The sequence below is a fragment of the Cyanobium sp. NS01 genome, from assembly GCF_014280235.1.
Classification (GTDB): domain Bacteria; phylum Cyanobacteriota; class Cyanobacteriia; order PCC-6307; family Cyanobiaceae; genus NIES-981.
Map to the genome: position 1 here is coordinate 1,100,879 of NZ_CP047940.1, position 15,242 is coordinate 1,116,120.

The 15,242-nt window shown below is 66.5% G+C and carries 18 protein-coding genes and 1 pseudogene; 10 read left to right on the top strand and 9 right to left on the bottom strand.

What is annotated here, in order from left to right:
• Positions 1 to 4: 4 nt before the first annotated feature.
• Positions 5 to 1,927, top strand: coding sequence for a 1-deoxy-D-xylulose-5-phosphate synthase (gene dxs / locus CyaNS01_RS05690; protein WP_186699549.1), 1,923 nt, complete (start codon positions 5 to 7; stop codon positions 1,925 to 1,927).
• A 14-nt stretch (positions 1,928 to 1,941) separates the two neighbouring features.
• Entirely contained in the window at positions 1,942 to 3,144 is a 1,203-nt protein-coding gene (locus CyaNS01_RS14840; protein ID WP_370561785.1) for an FAD-dependent monooxygenase, read from the top strand.
• Between the two features lie 5 nt (positions 3,145 to 3,149).
• Here the strand turns inward: CyaNS01_RS14840 and psaK are convergent, their stop codons facing one another.
• The 3 genes from psaK to CyaNS01_RS05710 all read right to left on the bottom strand — a co-directional run bounded on the left by psaK (position 3,150) and on the right by CyaNS01_RS05710 (position 4,144).
• Positions 3,150 to 3,407 carry a photosystem I reaction center subunit PsaK gene (gene psaK, locus CyaNS01_RS05700; RefSeq protein WP_186699551.1) on the bottom strand — a complete coding sequence of 86 codons (258 nt, stop codon included), beginning with the start codon at positions 3,405 to 3,407 and terminating at the stop codon, positions 3,150 to 3,152.
• 66 nt (positions 3,408 to 3,473) lie between these two features.
• Positions 3,474 to 3,830: a DUF3593 domain-containing protein gene (locus CyaNS01_RS05705; RefSeq protein ID WP_225875837.1), complete on the bottom strand. Its 357-nt coding sequence runs from the start codon at positions 3,828 to 3,830 to the stop codon at positions 3,474 to 3,476.
• The gene (locus tag CyaNS01_RS05710) at positions 3,827 to 4,144 is read right to left on the bottom strand and encodes a DUF2499 domain-containing protein (RefSeq protein WP_186699553.1); all 318 of its coding nucleotides are present in this window, start codon (positions 4,142 to 4,144) and stop codon (positions 3,827 to 3,829) included. The genes CyaNS01_RS05705 and CyaNS01_RS05710 overlap by 4 nt, the downstream gene beginning before the upstream one ends.
• 47 nt (positions 4,145 to 4,191) lie before the next feature.
• Between CyaNS01_RS05710 and CyaNS01_RS05715 the strand changes: the two genes are divergently transcribed.
• Both CyaNS01_RS05715 and csaB read left to right on the top strand, forming a co-directional pair.
• Positions 4,192 to 4,773, top strand: a complete 582-nt coding sequence (locus CyaNS01_RS05715; protein ID WP_186700346.1) for a rhomboid family intramembrane serine protease — start codon at positions 4,192 to 4,194, stop codon at positions 4,771 to 4,773.
• Between the two features lie 2 nt (positions 4,774 to 4,775).
• Positions 4,776 to 5,858 (top strand): polysaccharide pyruvyl transferase CsaB, encoded by a 1,083-nt coding sequence (gene csaB / locus CyaNS01_RS05720; protein ID WP_225875838.1) that lies wholly within the window; start codon positions 4,776 to 4,778, stop codon positions 5,856 to 5,858.
• A gap of 3 nt (positions 5,859 to 5,861) precedes the next feature.
• Here csaB and CyaNS01_RS14495 read toward each other — a convergent pair whose 3' ends face one another.
• Together CyaNS01_RS14495 and CyaNS01_RS14925 are read right to left on the bottom strand one after the other, a co-directional pair.
• Entirely contained in the window at positions 5,862 to 6,233 is a 372-nt protein-coding gene (locus CyaNS01_RS14495) for a hypothetical protein (protein ID WP_225875968.1), read from the bottom strand.
• 46 nt (positions 6,234 to 6,279) lie between these two features.
• Positions 6,280 to 6,660 (bottom strand): annotated as a pseudogene (locus tag CyaNS01_RS14925) (META domain-containing protein); the annotation flags it as partial.
• 105 nt (positions 6,661 to 6,765) lie between these two features.
• Here CyaNS01_RS14925 and CyaNS01_RS05735 point away from each other — a divergent pair.
• The 4 genes from CyaNS01_RS05735 to CyaNS01_RS05750 all read left to right on the top strand — a co-directional run bounded on the left by CyaNS01_RS05735 (position 6,766) and on the right by CyaNS01_RS05750 (position 9,668).
• Entirely contained in the window at positions 6,766 to 7,509 is a 744-nt protein-coding gene (locus tag CyaNS01_RS05735; RefSeq protein WP_186699559.1) for a hypothetical protein, read from the top strand.
• 111 nt (positions 7,510 to 7,620) lie between these two features.
• The gene (locus CyaNS01_RS05740; protein ID WP_186699561.1) at positions 7,621 to 7,827 is read left to right on the top strand and encodes a YqaE/Pmp3 family membrane protein; all 207 of its coding nucleotides are present in this window, start codon (positions 7,621 to 7,623) and stop codon (positions 7,825 to 7,827) included.
• Complete coding sequence (locus tag CyaNS01_RS05745; RefSeq protein WP_186699563.1) at positions 7,824 to 8,825, top strand: hypothetical protein; 1,002 nt, start codon at positions 7,824 to 7,826, stop codon at positions 8,823 to 8,825. Before CyaNS01_RS05740 ends, CyaNS01_RS05745 begins: the two co-directional genes overlap by 4 nt.
• A 399-nt stretch (positions 8,826 to 9,224) precedes the next feature.
• A complete protein-coding gene (locus tag CyaNS01_RS05750) occupies positions 9,225 to 9,668 on the top strand; it encodes a hypothetical protein (protein WP_186699564.1) in 444 nt (147 codons plus the stop codon).
• 43 nt (positions 9,669 to 9,711) lie between these two features.
• On the opposite strand, the gene CyaNS01_RS05755 is transcribed toward CyaNS01_RS05750, so the two are convergent.
• Positions 9,712 to 10,314, bottom strand: a complete 603-nt coding sequence (locus CyaNS01_RS05755) for an SH3 domain-containing protein (RefSeq protein WP_186699566.1) — start codon at positions 10,312 to 10,314, stop codon at positions 9,712 to 9,714.
• 295 nt (positions 10,315 to 10,609) lie between these two features.
• Between CyaNS01_RS05755 and CyaNS01_RS05760 the strand changes: the two genes are divergently transcribed.
• Together CyaNS01_RS05760 and CyaNS01_RS05765 are read left to right on the top strand one after the other, a co-directional pair.
• Complete coding sequence (locus CyaNS01_RS05760) at positions 10,610 to 11,254, top strand: hypothetical protein (protein WP_186699568.1); 645 nt, start codon at positions 10,610 to 10,612, stop codon at positions 11,252 to 11,254.
• Entirely contained in the window at positions 11,251 to 12,141 is an 891-nt protein-coding gene (locus tag CyaNS01_RS05765) for an MlaD family protein (protein ID WP_186699570.1), read from the top strand. The genes CyaNS01_RS05760 and CyaNS01_RS05765 overlap by 4 nt, the downstream gene beginning before the upstream one ends.
• 16 nt (positions 12,142 to 12,157) lie before the next feature.
• Here the strand turns inward: CyaNS01_RS05765 and CyaNS01_RS05770 are convergent, their stop codons facing one another.
• The 3 genes from CyaNS01_RS05770 to htpG all read right to left on the bottom strand — a co-directional run bounded on the left by CyaNS01_RS05770 (position 12,158) and on the right by htpG (position 15,074).
• Positions 12,158 to 12,751 (bottom strand): peroxiredoxin, encoded by a 594-nt coding sequence (locus CyaNS01_RS05770; protein WP_186699572.1) that lies wholly within the window; start codon positions 12,749 to 12,751, stop codon positions 12,158 to 12,160.
• Between the two features lie 29 nt (positions 12,752 to 12,780).
• Positions 12,781 to 13,017, bottom strand: a complete 237-nt coding sequence (gene rpmB / locus CyaNS01_RS05775) for a 50S ribosomal protein L28 (RefSeq protein ID WP_186699574.1) — start codon at positions 13,015 to 13,017, stop codon at positions 12,781 to 12,783.
• Positions 13,018 to 13,109: 92 nt separating this feature from the next.
• Positions 13,110 to 15,074: a molecular chaperone HtpG gene (gene htpG, locus CyaNS01_RS05780; RefSeq protein ID WP_186699576.1), complete on the bottom strand. Its 1,965-nt coding sequence runs from the start codon at positions 15,072 to 15,074 to the stop codon at positions 13,110 to 13,112.
• Positions 15,075 to 15,242 lie beyond the last annotated feature (168 nt).

A 15,242-nucleotide genomic window follows, 5' to 3' on the forward strand; every position in this document is an offset into this window, starting at 1 on the left:
CGTGATGCATCTCAGCGAGCTGAGCCACCCCAACCAGCTGCACGGCCTCAGTACCGCCGAGCTCGAAGCGATCGGCCGCCAGATCCGGGAGCGCCACCTCGAGGTGGTGAGCACCAGCGGCGGCCACCTCGGTCCGGGCCTCGGAGTGGTGGAACTCACCCTGGCCCTGTACCAGACCCTCGACCTCGACCACGACAAGGTGGTATGGGATGTGGGCCACCAGGCCTATCCCCACAAGCTGATCACCGGTCGCTACAAGGATTTCCACACCCTGCGTCAGCAGGGAGGCGTGGCGGGCTATCTCAAGCGCAGCGAGAGCAGCTTCGACCACTTCGGCGCCGGCCACGCCAGCACCTCGATCTCCGCCGCTCTGGGCATGGCCCTGGCCCGCGACCGCCGCGGCGAAGACTTCAAATGTGTGGCCGTGATCGGCGACGGTGCCCTCACCGGCGGCATGGCCCTGGAGGCGATCAACCACGCCGGCCATCTGCCCCACACCCGGCTGCTGGTGGTGCTCAACGACAACGACATGTCGATCAGCCCGCCGGTGGGGGCCCTCTCCACCCACCTCAACCGCATGCGGCACAGCCCGCCGCTGCAGTTCCTGCAGGACAACGCCGAGGAGGCGATCAAGCACCTGCCGTTCATGCACGGCGAGCTGCCGCCTGAACTGAAGAACCTCAAGGAGAGCATGAAGCGGCTGGCGGTGCCCAAGCTGGGCGCCGTGTTCGAGGAGCTGGGCTTCACCTACATGGGCCCGATCGACGGCCATGACATCGCCGGCATGGTGAAGGTGTTCCAGCAGGCCCACGCCCACGACGGTCCGGTGCTGGTGCATGTGGCCACCACCAAGGGCAAGGGTTACCCCTACGCCGAAGCCGATCAGGTGGGTTACCACGCCCAGGGCGCCTTCGACCTGGTCAGTGGCAAGGCCTACCCCTCCAGCAAGCCCAAGCCGCCCAGCTACAGCAAGGTGTTCGGCCAGACGCTGGTGAAGATCTGCGAGCAGGATCCGCTCGTGGTGGGGATCACCGCCGCCATGGCCACCGGCACGGGCCTCGACCTGCTCGAGAAGGCTGTGCCTGATCAATACTTCGATGTGGGCATCGCCGAGCAGCACGCCGTGACCATGGCGGCCGGGATGGCCTGCGAGGGCCTCAGCCCCGTGTGTGCCATCTACAGCACCTTCCTGCAGCGGGCCTTCGACCAGCTGATCCACGACGTGGGCATCCAGAAGCTGCCGGTCACCTTCGTGCTCGACCGCGCTGGCATCGTCGGCGCCGACGGCCCCACCCACCAGGGCCAGTACGACATCAGCTACCTGCGGGCGGTGCCCAACTTCACCGTGATGGCCCCGAAGGATGAGGCCGAGCTGCAGCGCATGCTGATCACCGCCATCCAGCACAGCGGACCCTGCGCCCTGCGCATTCCCCGGGGCGAGGGCGAAGGGGCTCCCCTGGCCGAGGAGGGCTTCGAGCCTCTGGAGATCGGCCGAGGCGAGCTGCTCGCCGATGGCGATGACCTGCTGATCGTGGCCTATGGCGCCATGGTGTATCCCGCCATGGCCACCGCCGGTCTGTTGCAGGAGCAGGGCATCCGGGCCGCCGTGATCAATGCCCGCTTCATCCGGCCCCTGGATGAGGCCCTGATCCTGCCGATGGCCCGGCGCATCGGCCGGGTGGTGACCATGGAGGAGGGCTGTCTGCCGGGGGGCTTCGGCGCCGCCATCACCGAGTGCCTCAACGACCACGACGTGCTCGTGCCGGTGCTGCGCATCGGCATTCCCGACCAGCTGGTGGACCACGCCTCACCGGCCCAGAGCAAGAGCGCCCTCGGCCTCACACCGCCCCAGATGGCGGACAGGATCCTGGAGCGCTTCGGGACCGGCCTGCGGCTCTCGATGCCGGTGAAGCCCCTGGCGGTCTGAGCCCCTTGGCTCCTGTGGGGAGCCCGGGCGAGCGTCTCGATGTGCTTGTGGTGGGGGCCGGCCCGGCCGGCGGCAGGTTGGCGTTGCAGCTGGCCCGGGCCGGCGCCCGGGTGATGCTGGCGGATCGGCTGGCCGATCTGGCCCAGGCGGCCTTCAGCAGCGCGGCCTTGCCGCTGGCGGCGCTGCAGGGCCTCGGACTACCCGAGCAGGTGATCGCTTCTCGCTGGAGCGGTTGGCAGTTGCTGGGCCCCGCCGCCGGGCAACGGCAGTGGTGGGGCCGGCGCCCTCTGGGTGCGGTGCTGGACTTCGGTGCTCTGCGCTGCTGGCAGGCGGAGCAGGCCCGTCAGCTGGGGGTGGAACTGCGGCTCGGCTGGCGTGCTGTGGCCTGCGGGGCTTCAGGGGGCCAGGCCATGCGCACCTGGCTGTGTCCCCCGGGCAGCACCACGCCCCGCAGTATCGAGAGCCGCTGGGTGGTGGATGCCAGCGGCCAGGCCCGGGCGCTGCTGGGTGAGCCCGCCCCGGGCCAGGGGACGCTGGTGCGAGGCCTGGGGGTGGAGTGGTTGCTGGAGGTGGACCCGAAGCTGGGCGAGCGCTGGGCCGATCGGCTCACCTTCTGCCTTGGCAGCGACTGGGTGCGTCAGGGCTATGGCTGGGTGTTCCCGATGGCCCCCGGCCAGCTCAAGGTGGGGGTCTGCCGGCTGCTGGATGACCGCAGCGAACACCTGCCCCTCGGCCCGGAGCTGGCGCGCCTGCTGCAACGGCTGGGGCTGGACCGGGCCCGTGTGCTGGATCGCCACGGCGGCCTGATCCGCAGCACGGTGCAACGCCGCGAGGCCCATGGCCACGGCCGGCTGCTGGGGCTGGGGGATGCCGTGAGCACCGCCAATCTGCTCGGCGGCGAGGGGATTCGCCACGCCATGGCCAGCGCCGATGTGCTCGGGCCACTGCTCCTACAGGACTGCTTGGGGCCCGGGGCGCTGCTGCGCGAGTATCGACGTCGGCTGGCTTCAGCCCTGGGATGGCGCTGGAGCCTGAGTGGCCGTCTGGCCCGGCGTATCTGGCTTGGCCTGGATCAGGGGGCGGGCGATCGTCATCTCGACGGCCTGCTCAGGGGCCTGGAAACCCGCAGGGCTGAGGATCTCTCCGCCCTGCTGTTTGACTACCGCTTTGAGCGCTATGGGCTGCGGGCCCTGCCCTACCTGCTGGGTTGGCGCTGAGGCGCTCAGACGACGCCGCGGGAGGCGAGGCCCAGGATGGTGCCGATGCCGAGGATGTGGCCCAGGCTCAGGGTGCCGAGCATGGCCCCGTGGCTCATGCCGCCGAACAGGGAGCTGTTGGGCAGTTGCAGACCCACGTTGGGCTGCTTGATGGTGGCCTTGCCGATCGCGATGGCGATCACGTTGCAGATGATCATCACCAACGCCACCTTCGGCGACCAGGTGAGGGTGGCGGGGGCCACAGCCAGAAGAGGAGCGAACATGGATCAGGAGCCGACGCCCCATCTTCTGGGGCTGCGCAGCCCTGGGCCGCGCGCCTTAAGACTTGTTCATCCGCCGGCTCCGGGCTCCGGTGGCTGCGGTGGCGGGCTCTGGCCAACGAAGCCCAGCACCACCACCAGGTTGGCCAGGGTGAGAAAGACCTCGGCGCCGCCGTGCAGCGGATCCACATCGGCCAGCTGGCGGCCCCAGAACTGCTCGGCCGCCACGGCGGCCACGATCGTCACCGCCACGAACAGCAGGGTGAGCTGAAAACCCCGCAGGGCGAGCCTGGGGAAGGCCTGAACCTGCCGCGCCCACCACAGAAACAGCAGATAGGGCAGCAGGGAGAGCACAAACAGGGGTCCTGGATCCACCGAGCCCAGCCGCTCCAGCAGGGCCTGCATCAGCTGCGGCAACGCTGTCATCCGGCGCCTGGGGGTTGTGAAGCGCGCTGCAGGCGCAGCAGGTGCAGGGCGGCGATGGCCAGGGCGCCGTTGCCCAGCAGGGTGCAGCCGGCCTGCAGCACCACCAGGCCCTCCAGGGCGGCGGTGTTGTCAAACAGGTGCCAGGTGCAGGCGGCCATGGCGCTCACCAGGGCCGGCAGCATGGCCAGCGCCAGCCAGCGCCAGCCGCCCTCCCGCCGCCGCTGCCCGTAGCTGTGCACGGCAGCGATGGCGGCGATCCACTCCAGCACCGAGGCGATGTGGATCCACCAGGTCGGCAGGGAGAGCGCGTGCATGGCCAGACTCTGGCACTGAGATCCACCCCTCCGTGGCGACCGAGCCCATGGGCCTGCGCGCCCGCCTGTTGCTTCCCGTGCTGATCCTGGCGGTGCCCTGGCTGCAGGAGCTGCTGGATCAGCTGCTGTTCGGCGGCCGCTGGAACCTGCCGCTGGTGCCGGGAGGGCCGGTGTGGGGGGTGTTCACGGCGCCCTTCAGCCATGGCGGCTTCGCGCACCTGTTCAGCAATTCGCTCTGGTTCCTGCCGCTCTCCTGGCTGGTGCTCTCCCGCGGCCTGCGGCCCTACCTGCGCGTCTGGGCCTCGGTGTTGCTCTGCTCCTTGCCGGTGTGGCTGCTGTGGCACAACGCCAGCCATGGCCTCTCCGGGGTGGTCTACGGCCTGCTGGGCTACCTGCTGGCGGTGGGCCTGGTGGAGCGGCGGCCCTGGCCGATCCTGCTCTCCGTGGGCTGCGTGGTGGCCTACGGGGGGCTGCTGCCGTCGCTGCTGCCCCTGTTCAGTCCGCCGGGGGTCAGCTGGATCGGCCATGCCTCGGGCTTCGGCGCCGGGGTGCTGGCGGCCTGGGTGGGAGCACCACTGTCTGAGCGGCTCCCCGGCTCCCCGGGCGACCCCGGCCGCTTGCGGTGGTAGGGATGGCGCCTGCCCCCCTGCCCGCCATGCCCCTGCGTGAACGCCCCCTGCTGGTGGGCTATTACGGCGAGCACAACCTCGGCGACGACGCCCTGCTGGAGGTGCTGCTGGCCAGCCTGCCACCGGGCTGCCGCCCCGTTGTCACGGCGCGGGATCAGGCGTTGGTGCGGCAACGCTTCGGCGTGGCCTGCGTGGATCGCACCGACCTGGGCGCCGTGATGGCGGCCCTGGGCGGCTGCGATGCCCTGGTGTTCGGCGGCGGCAGCCTGCTGCAGGACTCCACCAGTTTCCTGAGCCTGGTGTACTACGGCTGTCTGGTGCTGCTGGCCCGCAGCCTGGGCAAGCCCGTGTTGCTCTGGGGCCAGGGGCTCGGGCCCCTGCGCCGCCGTCGCAGCCGCTGGCTGGTGCGGGGCCTGCTGCCGGCGATCACGACAGTGAGCTGGCGTGATGCCACCTCGGCTTCCCTGGCCCGGCGTCTCGGGGCCAGGGCCGAGCCCCTGGTGGGTGCTGACCCGGTGTGGAGCGTGGCTCCCGAGCCGTGGCATGGCATGGGCGGCCCGCTTGTGCTCTGTTTTCGGCCGACGGTCCATCTGAAGGGAGAAGCCTGGCGGCCCTGGCTGGCGGCCCTGGAGCTCCTGGCACCCGAGCGCGACGTGATCTGGCTGCCCTTCCATGCGGTGGAGGACCGCGGCCTGCTGGCCTCGCTGCTCAGCCAGGGTCTGCTGGGTTCTGGGCTGGCGGCCCGCAGCCGGGAGCTCTGCTGCGACCACCCGCGCGAGGCCATGGCCGTGTGCGCCGGCGCCGGGCTGGTGCTGGCGATGCGCCTGCATGGGTTGATCCTGGCGGCGGCGGCCGGAGCGCCCGTGGCGGCCCTCAGCTACGACCCCAAGGTCAGCGCCGCCGCCCTCTCACTTGACTGCCCCTTGGCAGAGCTGAATCGCCCCGTCGATGCCGCTGCCTTGCTGATCCAGTGGCGCCAGAGCCTCGACAGGCCTCCCAACGACCAGCGGATTCAAGCGCTGCGGCGGTCCACGGCGGTGCACCGCCGCGTCCTGGAGGGAGCCTTCGGACCGCCAGCTGGATGACCTTCAGGCCTCCAGCTGGCCACCGGCAAGGCTGGGGTTGCCCGAGAGCAGCAGCAGCCCCTTCGGTCGCCTCTGATCGGCGGGAATCCGCTCCGTCTGCCTGTAGGGGGAGCCATCGAACTGATAGCGGATGAAGCCTGCCGGCATCCCGCCGCCGGACTGCAGCTGCCAGAGATCACGCCAGCCCTCACTGTGGCTGTCAGCGGCCACCACAGGCATCCGGCTCAACGGGATGTCCTGCACCAGGTCGTAACCCTCCGCGCTGGGCCGATCGATGTGCAGGGTGCAGCCGAGGGTGCCGCAGAACCATGACCCCATCAGATAGACGAGCACCTCGCCCTGGCCACCGCCGTTCAGATCCGTCGCGGCGTGCAAATAGCACGCCCAGCGCCTTGCCGAGACTGGGTTGCGAGCCGAGAGCCTGGGTGGTGGCCAGGGGCCCGAAGCGGAAACCGCCGATGCTCGGATCAGTGCCTGGACTGATGCTCCACGCACCCTGGGCCCGATTGCAGTCGAGCCTGAGCTGCGCGCTGCCATCGGCTTCCAGGCGCAGGCTGTATCGGGAGGGTGTTGCAGGACGGCGAACCCCCTGGTTGCCATCCATCGAGCGGATCTCCACCAGCCGCCAGGTGCTGTCGGCCAGGACTGGCTGGTCCTCCCTAGCTGTGGCCGCTCGGCCCGCGAACACCGTGAGCATCAGCAGGGCCAGGAGGGACCGCACCACCGTGGTGATCGGTGGCTGCCCTGCCTTGCAGTGTCCAGTCATCGCGGGGGGTATGTGGCGCGCCATCGAGCTGCCCATGCGCTTGCCCGTGTAAGGGCGGAACCTTACCCTTGTACTGATCAGGTGATGAAAACGTGTTCAGCGCGTCCGCTCCTGATCCACACCCTTATTTTCTTGTAACACGTGAGTTCGCTCCTTCGCTCCTTCGGTTGTCTTGCCAGCTCCGGGCTGTTCCTGTTCAGCGCCGTCTCGGCCTTCCCGTCTGCGGCGTCAGCCAGAGTTCTGGTGAAGGCCCAGGGCCGCTGCAAGATGGTCAGCGGTGGCTATGTGGCCTTCAACGGCCACTGCAGTTTCAAGCACAAGAGGGCCGGGGGCACCGATGCCTATGTGGTGAAGCTGGATGATGGTTCCGATTACATTTTCCGCGGTCCCAACCCCGATGCTCTCAGTGTGCAGACCTACCGGGGCATCCTCAACGTCAAGCACAACGCCAAGAATGGCCATGATGTGTTCCGATGGGATGATGGCGAGAAGCGTCGCCTATCGGTCAAGCTGGATCACGTCCAGAACGCGGATGCCGAGTTTGACGATGACTCCGACAAGGCCACCGTGGCCGCCATCGCTGGCGGTGCAGCAGCCGTCGCTCTGATCGGTGCCCTGATCTCTGGACAGAACAGCAGCAACGCACCGGAGCCCGCAACGATTGGCGCACCGGTGAGGGAACTCCAGGATCTGGTGGGGGCCAGGGGTGGTCAGGCTGAACAGAACCTGATCAGCAAGGGCTATCAGTACCGCGGTGGCACCAAGGCATTGGACAGCTCCTTCTCCTACTGGCAGCAGCCTCGCACCGGCAACTGCGTGGGGATTCAGACCAGCGACGGCCGGTATCAGCAGATCGTCTACACCGAAAAGAGCTACTGCAACTGATCGCAGGGTCCGCTTCCGCGTCAGCACCTGCATACTGTGGGGACTGACGCTTCTTCAGATCCGCTGTAGTCTGTAGCTCTGATGACCTAATCATCGCCACAAGAAATCTCCATGACAGTTGGTGACATCTTTCGCATCATTCTGGCTTTCATTCTGCCACCCTTTGCAGTCGCCACCCAGGTGGGATTCAGCGGGCCATTCTGGCTAAACTTGGTTTTCTGGTTGCTGAGTTTCGGTGCCCTTGGGCTTCCTTTGATGGGGATCATGTGGCCGGTAGCGATCATCCACGCGATCTACATCATCATCACCCGGAAATGATCACCGACCTGCTAGGCGGCGGGCATCAAGCCTCGCTGCGTGTCATGAAAGCGTCAATGAATCGCCTTTTTCCATCGATACCCGACTTGGACTTGGCTCCGTTGATTCTCGGGATCGCGCTCGTATCCGTTGCTGCCGGTGGCGCTGAAGCTCGTGTCGCTGCGTCCGTTGTCGTCGAGTCTCGGCCCACCGGTTCGCTCTTGGCGCAGGGCGTCCCAGGGCCAGCCAGCGTAAGTCCCTACGACGGCTACATGCGGCTTGGCTATGCCGCCTCTCGCCGGGGCGACCACCTGAGCGCCATCACCTATTTCCGGGATGCCCTCTTCTACGTGCCCGAAGACCGCGAGGCCACCATTGCCTACTGGAACGAGCGGCGGGCACTGCATGACCAGCAAGCTCCGGTTGATTCCACACCGCTAGAGAGTGCCTACGACCGCTCCATGCGCCTTGGCTACGACGAGACACAGGCCCGCGATTACCAGTCAGCCCTGATCAATTTCCGCCGGGCCCTGGCGGAGCGTCCCGGCGACTATTACGCCAGCCAGGCTGTGCGGAACGTCACGGCTTACATCGCAGGCGAGAAGGGCCAGTCCCTCCCCAGTCTTGAGGCCGCTGATCTGACTGTTGCCTCCGGCCACTACAGCGGTGAATCGGCGTACGACCGTTACATGCGCCTTGGTTACGCTGCCGCCAAGGAGCGCCAGTTCAGCCAGGCTGCGGACTACTTCCGCAGTGCTCTTTACGAGCGGCCGGATGACCGTATGGCCACAATTGCTTACTGGAATCAGAAGCATGCCTTGATCAGTAGCAGTGCCGGTACGCCTGCCCAAGTGGATACGGCGACCTACGATCGACTGATGCGACTGGGCTATGACGCCACTCAGCGGCAGCACTTTCAGCAGGCACTCAACCACTTTGAGGCAGCCCTACGGGTGAAACCTGGAGATGCGTATGCAGAACAGGCTGTGCGCAATGTCAGCAGCTACTTGCAGCGCTGATGAGGCTTCTGTTGTCATCATCATCATCAGCAAGGGTGGGCTCGAAATCTCCCCTTCTTCTGATCGCTCCAGTCTTTGTTCATTCCTGCTTGCTAAACAGAAGCTCTGATCTTGGCATCCTGGCTATGCTTTCGCCGGACTTGGTGGCACTAGGCGCAATAAGATGATTGTGAGTAGCGAGTTTTCCCCAGGTCAACTCAGCAGTGATGCTGCGCCCCAATGGTGTGTGCGGCAGTTGCAGTAACGAGGCGAGGCGCTGTCTCGTCTCGACTTGTGCCGATGTGCAGGACCTCAGCGTGATGGCGAACTGATACTGTTCTCTCTGTTGGTTGGCAAGCCACTCGTCATGATCCTGGTGGTGGCCTGTTGCACTGGAGCCCATCTGGGATTGCTTTTCCCATGGCCGCACTGGGTCTCTCGTTCCTGCCGGTGATGGGCCACTGGAGCATCCTTCTGTGTTGTCTTGCCACAGCGCTCAGCCTGATCTTGATCACCAGCAGCAGCACTGGTCTGCGCAGCAGTGATCTGCCCTACTTGCTCCTTGTGGCGATGCCCTATTGGCTCTTGGGGCTCTTGGCCTGCTGGCAGCGTCGCAGGCAACGCTCTTCCCTGCCAGTATTTATCGCTGTGCTGATTGTGTCGTTTGTAGGCATCATCCTGTTCGGAGTGGATAGCTATCACTTCCACACCGTGCCGGCGCACAGACTGGTGCAGCGTTTCAGTGTAATCACCATTCCTTTGCTGCAATCAGCTTCTGTTCTTGCGATCGCTGCAGTGCTTCTAACCATGCAGCTGTGCAGAGATGGCAGACGCTCCAAGGCCGCTCCGCCTGGTCGGCGGTGAAAGCAGAGCTGTGAACTTGTTCTTGGCCTTCAGACCAGCCAACTCAGCCGCCGAAGATCACGGCCTCCGGGAATTCGTAGCGCTCGTTGCCAACCCGGATGGTGTACAGGTCCGCCTCCTTGCTGGAGGAGAAGGCGGGGTTGCCATCGGCCTGGCTGGTGTCAGCGCCGATGGCCTTGCCCATGCGGAAGAACAGGGCCCGTTTGCGGCCATCCTGGCGGGTCACCACCACTGTGGCGTCACCCCCTCCGGCTCGCGCTACACCGAACGGACACGTGCCCATCGGCTGACCTTGGGCCATGGCGCAGGGCATCGTGCCGGTGGCATCGAAATCACCTTCCCCGGCACGCAAGGCGGACGTGTCGTCCCCCCGGGCCACGGCGCCATCGGGCGACACCGCAGGCTTCAGCAGCTCGGCTGCCACGAAGCCCCTGGGCCCGCCACCGAGAGGTTGCACATCGCACCAGTCGCGCCCCTCCGCCTGCCTGCAGCCGAGATTGTCAACCACCTTCCCCTCGGGGAAGGTGGTGAGCACGGCAGCGGACAGGGACGGCTTCTCGCGCAGGTTCACCCCATCGCCGCGCACGACCCAGCTACGAGGCTTGCCCTCTTTCGACGAGGAGCTCAGCCCGGGCTCGGCCGCCACCGCGGAGGCTGGGCTGGCCGCCTGCTCCGCTTCCGGTGCCGCAGACGTGCTCGTCTTCTGGACACAGGCACCCAGGACCAGCCCCAGGCCCAGTCCCAGGAGCGCTGCCAGTGCGCCGGCTGGGTTCCAGCGAGAAGGCCATTGCAGCGTCTTGGACCTCATGGTTATTGGGGGGATGGCTGATGTGACTGCGCAAATCAAGCATCTTTTCCGGCCCCGAGCCACCCTGCCAGCAATCAGCATCGTGGGCCTCAGGCCCATAGGGTGGCGCCGTTTCAACCCCGATCAGCCCGCCATGCGGCGCAGGATTCTCCAGGACCTTGCCGAAACGGCCCCGCTGGCCCTCCTGGTTGGAGCATTGGTGGGCATGGTCATGGTGCGCCTGCTCACAGCCAGCGTTGGCGAGAGCAGCAACGAGAGCCTGGAGGTGCTTGTGCTGGGATCGCTGCAGCTGGTCACGCCGATGGGAGTGAGCCTGATCTGGATCTGCCGCTGTGCTCCGCTCAGGCTGGCCCATGCTGTGCGGCGGCTGGATCGAGCTGCGCCTTCCACCACCGCGCTGCGCTGGTTGAGGGGTCAGCGGGGCGAGCTCGGGGCCGCTGTCTGCAGTGCCATGCTGTTGGTGCCGTGGTTCGAGGGGGGGCTGCTGCTGGGCGGGCTGCTGGCCACACCGCGCGCAGGCCTGGGTCTTGTTAGTGAGGTCCACGAACTCATCGGCCTCATGGAAGCGTCCGATCTGCTCAGGTGCCTGCTGCGCGCCGGAGTTCTGACCGGTGCCGCTCAGTGTGTGTGCCTGCGCAAAGCTGCCCAGGCGAATGACCGCCAGGCTGAGCTCGCTCCCCTGCTGGCCGATGCCTTGCCCGAATGCCTTCTGGTGGTCGTTGGGCTTGAGGTGGTCTGGCTGACCCTGCTCACCCCCTTGCACGGCACCTACGCATGAGTTCCCCAGCCAACGGCGATGGGCCTGCGCTCGCTGAGCTTCCTTCCACCCAGCCCGGCTGGCGCCCACCAGTCAGCCGGCTGGGCGGGCTGTTCCTGGCCGGATCCCTGCTCCTGATGGGCTGGGTGGCTGGAAACCTCATCCATGAGCGCATGCGTTGGCGCGGCAGCAGTGTGGTGGACTTCCGCACCGACAAGGCCATGGGCCTCTGGCCGGGGGTGAATGTGACCCTCTCCGGTTACCGCATCGGCAAGGTGGAGTCCGTGAAGCTCGCCAGTGATGGTCGGGTGGATGTGAGGCTGCGCATCGCCTCGGCCTACCGCCGCCTGGTAGGCCCGAAGAGCCGGGCCACGGCCCTTCAGGAGGGGCTGATCGGCGACACCGTGGTGACGCTCTCCCCGGACATCGCCCCCCCTGACGCCGATGGGCCTCCTGCCGCGCTCACCGTTCCCTTCAATCCTTCCAGCTCTCCCGCCGACCTGCTGAGTGACCTGGCCAAGACCCGCCTGCAGCTCGATCGCACTCTTCAGGCGATTGCGGCGGTGGTGGAGAAAGACCTCCCGACGGTCACCAACCAGGTCGATGGCACCCTGGGGGATGTGCGCCGCCTGGTCGGCACCCTGGAGCGGGAGTCGGGTGCGACCGCCAAGGCCACCCGCGACACCCTCAGGCTCTACCAGCAGACCGGCGCGGCTATGGGGGAGGCCTCATCCGAGGCCACCGAGGTGATGAAAACCACGTCTCCGGTTCTGGTGGAGACGTTGCAGCAGATCAGCACCGCCTCCGCCACCACCAACAAGCTGCTGAAGCGACTGGCCGGCACCTTCCTGTTCGACCTACCGGACACTGAGCCAGCCGTTGCCCCCCAGCAGGAGGCTCTGGAGTGAAGGGCTGACGCTCAGCTCAGGCCGAAAGCGCCTGCAGCCTGGAGAGTTCCGCCAGCACCTCACGACTGTGGCCGCTGGGGCGCACGGCCACCCAGCGGCTGCGCAGCACCCCGCTGGGGTCGATCAGGAAGGTGTGGCGTTGCGAGAACGGAGCGATCCAGGAGCCGTAGCGCTGACTCACCTTCCCGCCAGGGTCGCTCAGCAGCGGGAACACCAGCCCTTCCTCACTGCAGAAGGAGGCGTGGGAGTCGGCGTCGTCGGCGCTCACGCCCACCACGTCGGCGCCGGCCCGCTGAAAGGCCTGCAGGTCGTTCTGGAAACCGCGGGCTTCGAGAGTGCAGCCGCCGGTGAAATCGCGCGGGTAGAAATAGAGCACCAACCAGCGGCCGGCAAAATCTGCCAGGGACAGCTCCGTGGGCAGCGGATCGGCTGGGCCGCGGAGGCCAGCCGGGTCGGGGGCCACACCGGGCAACCGGAACTGGGGTGCCGGAGCGTTGAGTTCAGGCAGTGTTCCACCAAGAGCCCAAGCACCAGCCGGACGGATCAGCAGCGAAGCCGCGGCAAGCAGGCTGCCCTGCACGGCGCTGGCCAGGAGCTTGCGGCGAAGCATGAGGCCGGAGTCAGGAGGGCAGCACGTACTCAGAGCTTGGCCAGGTTCACACCCAGTTCCTTGGCGTAGGCACCGAGGCCTTTCTTCTGGATGGTCTTGAGGGCTTTGGTGGACACCCGCAGCTTCACGAAGCGCTTGCCCTCGGCCCACCAGAGGCGGCGCTCCTGGAGATTCACCTGTTGGAGCTTCTTGGTGCGCACGTGGGAGTGCGAGACGGCCATGCCGTTGTTGGCGCGCTTGCCGGTGAGCTGGCAGACCCGGGACATGACCTACAACCGTTCAGAACAACTTCTGGGCATCAGCCCAAGCGGAGACTTTACCAAAGAGTCGAGGCCTTGAGTGCCGTCTCCGCAGGGGCTCAGAGGCCGCGCTCCATCAGCTGACCCATCAGGTCGGCGCTGCGTTGCTGGAAGCCGGCCAGCTGGTTGGGCTCGAGGCCGCCCACCGCCAGGCGGGCCATCTCGTAGAGGTGGGCGCTGAGGGCGCTGGCCAGCTCCTGGCTGGGGGAGCTGCCCGAACCGGTGATCACTGAGCCGGCGCTGAGCTTCAGCAGTCCTTCCACCAACCGGTGCCGGCGGTTGATCAGCAGCACGTGGTGATCGGGCAGGCCCGGCAGGCGCTGCTCCATCAGGGCGCCCATGTCGTTGATGCGGCGCATCTGCTCCGGCAGCAGGATCAGGGCGGCGGGGGCGTTGTCGCCCTTGAGGGCCTGGATCTGGAGGGTCACCCGGTCGTCGTTGAGGGCGCTCTTGAACAGTTCCCGCAACTTCTCCGAGCTGTCCTTGCCCTCGGCATCGGCCAGTTCGCTCTCTTTCTCCTGCAGGGAGTCATCCAGCTCGGCATCGACCCGCTGGAACTTGAGATCCTCGTGGCGCATCTCCAGCCAGGGGATGAACTGGGTGTCAATGAAGGTGTCGGCCAGCAGCACTTCGGCGTCCTGGCTCTTCCACAGGGCCAGGGGGCCCGCCTGGCCAGCCTCGTCGGTGCAATAGAGCACACGCTTGTCGTGATCCCCGCTGAGGCGGCCGCGGTAGCCCAGCAGGGTGGTGAAGGCCTTGCCGCCCTCTGCCGGGATCGGATCGAGGCTGCTGCCCTCGGTGGCTTCGCCGTCGGGTTCACAGGCAGCGGCTGCAGCCGTGGTGCCGAACAGCACCAGATCCGCCACCTGGTCGGCGAATTTGTCGTCTTCCATGGCGCCGATCTTGATGAAGGGAGCCACGGACTCCCAGATCTCGGCATAGCGCCTGGGGTCGTCGCGGTGCAGCTCCTTGAGGCGATCGCCCACCTTCTTGGCCACGAAGCCACCGATTGAGCGCACACGCCGATCGGTCTGCAGGGCCGAACGGCTCACATTGAGGGGGATGTCCGGCGAGTCAATCACGCCGCGCAGGGGCAGCAGATAGCGGGGCACCACCTCCTTGATCGAATCGCTCACGAACACCTGGTTGCAGTAGAGCTTGATCTCGCCCTTCTCCCAGTCGGCCCGGCCGCTGGACTTCGGGAAGTAGAGGATGCCCTGCAGGGTGTAGGGGTAATCGGTGTTGAGGTGCACCCAGAGCAGGGGGTCGCCCTGGAAGGGGTAGAGGTAGCGGTAGAGCTCGATGTAGTCGTCGTCGCTGAGCTCGCGGGCGCTCTTGCGCCAGGGAGCCTCCCGCTTGTTGACGGTTTCACCCTCCAGCTGCACCGCCACGGGCATGAAGTCGCAGTAGGTGGTGATCAGGGTGCGGATGCGGGAGGGCTCGATGTACTCAAGTTCCTCCTCCATCAGATGCAGGATCACATCGGTGCCTGGCTCGCTGCGCTCTGAGGCCTCCAGGCTGAAGTTGGGGGAGCCATCGCAGCTCCAGCGCACCGCCTCACTGCCCTCCCGCGCGCTGAGGGTCACCAGCTCCACCTGGCTGGCCACCATGAAGCTGGAGTAGAAGCCGAGGCCGAAGTGGCCGATGATGGCATCACCCTCGTTCTTGTATTTCTCGAGGAAGTCTTCGGCGCTGGAGAAGGCCACCTGGTTGATGTAGCGCTTCACCTCGTCGGCGCTCATGCCGATGCCGTTATCCGAGATGGTGAGGGTCTTGGCCTCGCGGTCGACGCGGATCTGGATCCTGCCCTCCTCGCCCTCGCTGCAGTCGCCGGCCATGGCGGCCATGCGGCGCTTGCTGATGGCATCGACGCCATTGCTCACCAGTTCCCGCAGGAACACCTCATGGCCGCTGTAGACGGCCTTCTTGATGATCGGGAAGATGTTCTCGGTATGGATCTGGATCTGGCCCTGTTCGGCTTGAAGCACAGTTCCGCTGGCAATGTCGTGACCTTCAGGATCCATCGCTGCACGGCGTCTCGCCAAGGGGGCGCCATGGGCAGGAAACCGTCCTGCTTCTCCAGCCCTGGCCGCAGCCAGTCGCTGCTATGGCTGCCCTGGACGCCGGTCTGGAACTCATGGGGAGGCCAAGACGTCGGACTCAATTGTCCAGAGCTCAAGCTGCTCCAGTGT